The sequence below is a fragment of the Erythrobacter donghaensis genome (genome assembly GCF_001557325.1).
GTDB classification, from domain to species: domain Bacteria; phylum Pseudomonadota; class Alphaproteobacteria; order Sphingomonadales; family Sphingomonadaceae; genus Erythrobacter; species Erythrobacter donghaensis_B.
Genome location: NZ_LSJS01000183.1, coordinates 1 through 6,071, shown reverse-complemented (window position 1 = coordinate 6,071; position 6,071 = coordinate 1). Strand labels below are relative to the sequence as shown.

The window sequence follows — 6,071 nt, the reverse complement described above, 5'->3', positions numbered from 1 at the left end:
GCCGACGCTCCCGCCCACCCCGACGCTGACCGGGCCCTGCCGCTGCACCGGCGCGGCCACGATCGGCGTGCGGGTGGAGCGGATCGCGGCGGTCTGATCGGCAGGCACGCCTTCGGCCACCACGGTGTAGCCGGCCTTGGTCAGCTCGGCCCGCACCGCCTCTGCAAAGGCATTGCGGGCGGTCTGGTTGGCGATCTCCTCGGCGAAGGTGATCGCGATCGTGCCGCGGCCCAGTTCGCCTGCCGAGGGCGCGACGAAGCGGGTGACTTCGACCGGGCCGGTGTAGGGCGTGGTCGCGCAGGCGGACAGCGCAAGCGCGGCGACGCCGAGCGGGGCAAGCAGGCGGAAGGACAACATGACGCAAGTTCCTTTCGAGACCTGCCGTTTATAGGCTGCGCACATGAACATGCACAGACCGCGATGTGTGTGCTCGAGGTTGAGATTTCTCTAATCGGATTCTGTGATAGGGGCGCCATGATGACTGAGGCCAAACCTTCTGTGCTCGTGACCGGCGGGGCCGGCTATATCGGCAGCCATGCGGTGCTCGCCCTCGTCGATGCGGGCTGGCCGGTCGCGGTGATCGACAACCTGACGACGGGGTTCCGTTTCGCGGTGCCCGAGGGCGTGCCGCTTTACGAGGGCGATATCGAGGACGCCGCCCTGCTGGCGCGGATCTTTGCCGAGCAGGGCACGCGCGCGATCATGCACTTCGCCGGATCGATCGTGGTGCCCGAGAGCGTCGCCGACCCGCTCAAATACTATCACAACAACACCGCCAAGAGCCGCGCGCTGATCGCGGCGGCGGTGGCGGCTGGCGTGCCACACTTCATCTTCTCCTCGACCGCGGCGACCTACGGCATTCCCGATGTCGCGGCGGTGGACGAGGACACCCCGCAGCGCCCGATCAATCCCTATGGCTGGTCCAAGCTGATGACCGAGCAGATGCTCGCCGACGTCGCCGCGGCGCATCCGCTCAACTACGGCGTGTTGCGCTATTTCAACGTCGCGGGCGCCGATCCGCAGGCGCGCAGCGGGCAATCGACCGCGGGGGCGACCCACCTCATCAAGGTCGCGATCGAGGCGGCGCTGGGCAAGCGCGAATCGGTGAGCGTGTTCGGCACCGATTACGCGACACCCGACGGGACGGGGGTGCGCGACTACATCCATGTCAGCGATCTCGCCGCGGCGCATGTGCTGACGCTGGAGGCGCTGATCGCCGCGCCCGCGCGCTCGCTGACGATGAACTGCGGCTATGGCCGGGGCTTCTCGGTCAATGAAGTGCTCGACGCGGTCGACCGGGTGACGAATCGCAAGCTCGTGCGCCACCTGGAGCCGCGCCGCGCGGGCGATCCCGATTCGCTCATTTCGAACCCCGCGCGGCTGAAGCAGGCGCTCGGGTGGGAGCCGCAGCACGCCGATCTCGACGAAATCATCGCCCATGCGCTCGCCTGGGAGCGCAAATTGACCGATCTGAGGGGCTGATCGGGGCAGGTTCGCATTGACGCGGGCGCGCGGCGCGGCTAACGGCACGCTTCAATTTCCGCGCGTCGGAGCATTTCCGGCGCGCTTCTCTTTTGGAAAAGCGCCATGAAGATCGTCAACAGCCTCAAGTCGCTGAAGGGCCGTCACCGCGACAACCGCGTGATCCGTCGCCGCGGCCGCACCTATGTGATCAACAAGACCGATCGTCGCTTCAAGGCCCGCCAGGGCTGATTTGGCGCGGCTGCCCGATGGGCGGCTGACGGATTTGGCGGCCCGCCTCCTAGCCGGAGCGCGGGCCGCAGGCTTTTGGGGGTCTGGTGATGCGTAAGGCCGTGGTGTTCGATGTCGGGCGGGTGCTGTTCCACTGGCAGCTCGGCGCGCTGTTCGAGAAGCTGATCGACGACCGCGACGAGCTCGACTGGTTCCTCGCCAATGTCGTGACCGAGGAATGGCACTTCGAGCATGACCGCGGACGCGCGCTGGCCGACATGGTGCCCGAGCGGATCGCGCTCTACCCGCAATACGAGGCGCATATCCGGGCCTATGCGACGCGCTTCAACGAGACCGTGCCCGGGCCGGTCGAAGGCTCGCACGCGCTGGTCGAGCGGCTGGCGGGGGCGGGGGTGCCGCTGTTCTGCCTGACCAATTTCGGCGACGAGTTCTGGGAGGCGTTCCGCCCGACCCAGCCGATCTTCGATCACTTCGCGGACATCATCGTCTCCGGCAAGGAGAAGGTCGCCAAGCCCGAGCCGCGGATCTATGAAATCGTCGAGGAACGCAGCGGACGCGCGGCCGCGCAGCTGTTCTTCACCGACGACAACCCCGCCAACATCGCGGCGGCGAGGGCGCGCGGGTGGGATGCGCATCTGTTTACGGACGCGGCGAGTCTCGAGGCGCAGTTGGTAGCGGCGAATCTCTTGTAAAGTTTTCCGAGGGAAGCGCTGGATCGGTCGCGCAGCGACCGCGAGCGCACGTGCGCGAGCCGCAGGTGCTCAAGCCCGCAGGGCTTGTAACAGCACCGAGGACGCTCGCCCGGAGGGGCGAGCGAAACGCAAAAAACAAACCCCCGGCGCCGGGTGCGCCGGGGGTTATGCTCCGTCCGGTTTGGAGAGGGGGGACGCCCGGACGGAGAGGGACTTCGTGTCAGTCAGCGCTTAGCCGTTGCACTTGGCCAGTTCCTCGGCTTCCATCGGCTGGCCGAGCACCTTGAAGTTGGCGATTTCGCCCGACTTGCGGTTGAGGCCGCGGCAGATGCGCAGCGGGCGCGCGCTCGCCTTGCCGGCGACGCAGGTGGTGCCTTCGCAAGTCCAGGCAACGCCGCCCGCGACGAAGCGCGCTTCGCTCGCCGGGGCGGCGAGGGTGGCGCTGTAATAGGCGGTGCCCGCCGCGCTCAGGGGGGAGCTGCTGGTGGCGACGCCGAAGCTGAGGCCGGTGTAGACCAGCGCCGAAGCCAGGATCGCGAACTTGCCGGTGCGGGGGAGGGAGAGGAAGTTGGTCATCGGGGTATCCTTTGCCTTTTTGTGTCTTGGGACTGCTGCCCCATGGTCTCTGTCACCGTATTTTGCAACGCAACATTTCGATTCGAAACCAGTTGCTATTCGCTACCTAACCAACTAGGTTGTGAGTTGCAACTGAAAACTGAAATTTTTTTGAGAGCCGCGTAAAATCGGTTACACAGACCCCCGGAAGGGGAAGGGACAGAGCTTTATGGGTGATTTGAGAGAACCGTTGCGCGAGCTGATCGAATGCGGGCTGCCGCAGGCGCTCGAGGTGATGGGCGAACGCTGGTCGTTCATGATCCTGCGCGCGAGCTTCAACGGTCTCAAGCACTTCGAGGAATTCCTGACCGAGCTCGGGATCGCCCGCAACATTCTCTCCAACCGCCTCGCCAAGCTGGTCGAGCACGGCATTCTGAAGCGCGAGCCCTGCGCCGACGATCGCCGCAAGATCGAATATCGCCTCACCGACAAGGGCTTCGACCTGCTCCCCGCGATGCTCGCGCTGCGCCAGTGGGGCCAGAAGTACGGGGCCGAGCGAGTCGTCGAGGACCCGGTGCTGGTCGACGAGCGCGACCGCCTGCCGATCGGCCCGGTCTCGATCCTTGCGCATGATGGCCGCATTCTTGGCCACCACGACCTGTGGCTGGTGCGCCCCGCCGACCTCGGCAAGCGCGCCGATGGCAGCATCGCCACGCGCGGGGCCGACCTCGCGCAGGGCGACGTGGTCGATCTCGCCGCCAAGAAGGCCAGCCTTCGCTGATTTCCGGGCGCTAATCGGTCGATAGGCGGCACGCGGCGGGTGCCCATCGCGCCCCGCTTGGGCTAGGGCGACGCGCATGAACGTGGCCGCGCCCCCCGCCCCCCTTCCTCCGGAATGCCATGACATCCTCCACCGCACCTTCGGCTACCCCGCCTTCCGCGGGCAGCAGGAGGCGGTGATCGGGCGCGTGATGGCAGGCGCGCACACGCTCGCGCTGATGCCGACCGGGGCGGGCAAGAGCCTGTGCTACCAGATCCCCGCGCTCGCCCGCGCGGGCACCGCCATCGTCATCTCGCCGCTGATCGCGCTGATGCACGACCAGATCCGCTCGGCAAGGGCGGCGGGCATCCGTGCGGCCTCGATGACCTCGGCCGACAGCGACAACGCTGCCACCGCCGAGGCGTTTCGCAATGGCGATCTCGACCTCCTCTATGTCGCCCCCGAACGCGCCTCGACGCCCGGCTTCCAGAGCCTTCTGGAGCGCGCCCCTGTCTCGCTCTTCGCCATCGACGAGGCGCATTGCGTCTCCGAGTGGGGCCACGATTTCCGCCGCGATTACCGCATGCTGCGCCCGGTGCTCGACCGCTTTCCGGACGTGCCCCGCCTCGCGCTCACCGCCACCGCCGACCGGGCGACGCGCGCCGATATCCTGGTGCAGCTGGGCATCCCCGACGATGGCCTGATCGTCGCCGGGTTCGACCGGCCGAACATCCGCTACGCCATCACACCCCGCGACAACGGCCCGCGCCAGATCACCGAGCTGCTCCAGCGTTTGGACGGGGCAGGCATCGTCTACGCCCCCAGCCGCAAGCAGGCCGAAGACCTCGCCGCCGCGATCACCCGTGCGGGGCGCGAGGCGGGGTTCTATCACGCGGGGCTGGAGCCCGAGCGCCGCGCGCGGGTGCAGTCCGAATTCGTCGCCTCCGAAAGCATGGTGATGGTCGCCACCATCGCCTTCGGGATGGGGATCGACAAGCCCGACGTGCGCTTCGTGATCCATGCCGGGCTGCCCAAGTCGATCGAGGCCTATTATCAGGAGACGGGGCGTGCGGGCCGCGATGGCGACCCTTCGGAAGCCCACCTGTTCTGGGGCGTCTCCGACTTCGCCCGCGCGCGGCAATGGCTGGGCGAAGTGGAACCAGAGCGCCTGCCTGCCGAGAATGCCCGCCTCAATGCGCTCGCCGCGCTGGTCGAGGCGCCGACCTGCCGCCGCGCGATCCTGCTGCGCCATTTCGGCGAGCACCCGCCCGAGACTTGCGGAAACTGCGACAACTGCCTCGAACCGCCGCAGGTGGTCGACGCCAGCGAACTTGCGCGAAAACTCCTCTCCGCCGTTTACCGCACCGGCCAGAGCTTCGGCATCGGCCATATCGAAAAGGTGCTGACCGGCCAGAGCGACGAGCGGATCGTCTCGCGCGCGCATGACCGGCTTTCGGTGTTCGGCATCGTCGGCGGCGAGGAGGCGCGGTTGATCCGGCCCCTGTCACGCGCGTTGGTGGCGCGGGGCATGCTCACCGCGACCGAGCACGGCGGCCTCGCCCTCGGCCCCGAGGCGCGCCCCGTGCTGAAAGGCGAGGCCGGGGTGACCATCGCCGAGCCGCCCCCCAAGCGTCAGCGCCGCGAACGCCGCGCACGGGGCGGCAGCGACACCGCGCCCAACCCCGTCGGCAACCCGCTGTTCGAGGCTCTGCGCGCCAAGCGCAAGGCGCTCGCATCCGCGCATGGCCTCCCCGCCTATGTCATCTTCCACGATTCGGTGCTGCGCGACATGGCGCTGCAATGTCCGGAGACTTTGGCCGAGCTGGGCACCATCCCCGGCGTGGGCGCAAAGAAGCTCGAGACCTGGGGGCCGGATTTTGTCGCCGTGGTGCGCGAGCACCTGAGCGCTTAGCGCTTGGCCCGACTCACCGTGTAATCGATCCTTATCCGCACCCATGTGCCGAACTGCTCCGCTCCGTTGATCCGGGCAGGGCGGACGCGGAACTGCCATGCGGCGGCGAGCACTGCGCGGCCGATCTGCGATCCTTGCGGGCCTTCGCTAAGCAGCGCGCAGTCCTCGACATAATAGCCGCTCACCGTGCGGCACTCGATCAACGCGTGGCCCGGGCCGTTGGCAGTCGATAGATAGCCGCCGAGCTCCTGATCGGTCGGCTCGCGATACCAGCGCGCGGCATAGAGCGGCTCGCCACTGCGCGAGGTGCCCACCCGCTCGCTGTCGCCCGCGGTGCGCGGATTGCCGGTGTCGGCGGGGCCTGCGGCTGCGCCCGGCCGGATCCGCGCGCCGATCGTCGACTTGGGGCGCTGCGTGGGCTGGGGGGAGGGCTGGGGCT

The 6,071-nt window shown here is 68.0% G+C and carries 6 protein-coding genes and 2 pseudogenes; 5 read left to right on the top strand and 3 right to left on the bottom strand.

Annotated elements, in window-relative coordinates:
- Nucleotides 1-357: pseudogene (locus AX692_RS11135) on the bottom strand (hypothetical protein); the annotation flags it as partial.
- 120 nt (nucleotides 358-477) lie between these two features.
- On the opposite strand from AX692_RS11135, the gene galE reads away from it, so the two are divergent.
- From galE to AX692_RS11120, 3 genes are all read left to right on the top strand, one after another.
- On the top strand, nucleotides 478-1,482 hold the full coding sequence (galE, locus tag AX692_RS11130) for a UDP-glucose 4-epimerase GalE (protein ID WP_073974665.1): 1,005 nt from the start codon (nucleotides 478-480) through the stop codon (nucleotides 1,480-1,482).
- Between the two features lie 105 nt (nucleotides 1,483-1,587).
- The gene (gene ykgO / locus AX692_RS11125; RefSeq protein ID WP_017666014.1) at nucleotides 1,588-1,713 is read left to right on the top strand and encodes a type B 50S ribosomal protein L36; all 126 of its coding nucleotides are present in this window, start codon (nucleotides 1,588-1,590) and stop codon (nucleotides 1,711-1,713) included.
- 89 nt (nucleotides 1,714-1,802) lie between these two features.
- Nucleotides 1,803-2,405: an HAD family hydrolase gene (locus tag AX692_RS11120; protein ID WP_073974652.1), complete on the top strand. Its 603-nt coding sequence runs from the start codon at nucleotides 1,803-1,805 to the stop codon at nucleotides 2,403-2,405.
- A 231-nt stretch (nucleotides 2,406-2,636) separates the two neighbouring features.
- Here the strand turns inward: AX692_RS11120 and AX692_RS11115 are convergent, their stop codons facing one another.
- Nucleotides 2,637-2,981, bottom strand: a complete 345-nt coding sequence (locus AX692_RS11115) for a CC_3452 family protein (RefSeq protein WP_073974653.1) — start codon at nucleotides 2,979-2,981, stop codon at nucleotides 2,637-2,639.
- 208 nt (nucleotides 2,982-3,189) lie between these two features.
- On the opposite strand from AX692_RS11115, the gene AX692_RS11110 reads away from it, so the two are divergent.
- Nucleotides 3,190-3,741 carry a winged helix-turn-helix transcriptional regulator gene (locus AX692_RS11110; protein ID WP_073974654.1) on the top strand — a complete coding sequence of 184 codons (552 nt, stop codon included), beginning with the start codon at nucleotides 3,190-3,192 and terminating at the stop codon, nucleotides 3,739-3,741.
- A gap of 76 nt (nucleotides 3,742-3,817) precedes the next feature.
- On the top strand, nucleotides 3,818-5,632 hold the full coding sequence (gene recQ / locus AX692_RS11105) for a DNA helicase RecQ (protein WP_073974655.1): 1,815 nt from the start codon (nucleotides 3,818-3,820) through the stop codon (nucleotides 5,630-5,632).
- On the opposite strand, the pseudogene AX692_RS20140 reads toward recQ, so the two are convergent.
- Nucleotides 5,629-6,071 (bottom strand): annotated as a pseudogene (locus AX692_RS20140) (hypothetical protein); the annotation flags it as partial. The gene recQ and the pseudogene AX692_RS20140 overlap by 4 nt on opposite strands.

Coding starts and splice junctions, on each gene's coding strand:
- AX692_RS11120 (WP_073974652.1), top strand. CDS start 1,803: ATGCGTAAGGCCGTGGTGTTCGATGTCGGGCGGGTGCTGTTCCACTGG.
- AX692_RS11110 (WP_073974654.1), top strand. CDS start 3,190: ATGGGTGATTTGAGAGAACCGTTGCGCGAGCTGATCGAATGCGGGCTG.
- recQ (WP_073974655.1), top strand. CDS start 3,818: ATGAACGTGGCCGCGCCCCCCGCCCCCCTTCCTCCGGAATGCCATGAC.
- AX692_RS11115 (WP_073974653.1), bottom strand. CDS start 2,981: ATGACCAACTTCCTCTCCCTCCCCCGCACCGGCAAGTTCGCGATCCTG.
- galE (WP_073974665.1), top strand. CDS start 478: ATGACTGAGGCCAAACCTTCTGTGCTCGTGACCGGCGGGGCCGGCTAT.
- ykgO (WP_017666014.1), top strand. CDS start 1,588: ATGAAGATCGTCAACAGCCTCAAGTCGCTGAAGGGCCGTCACCGCGAC.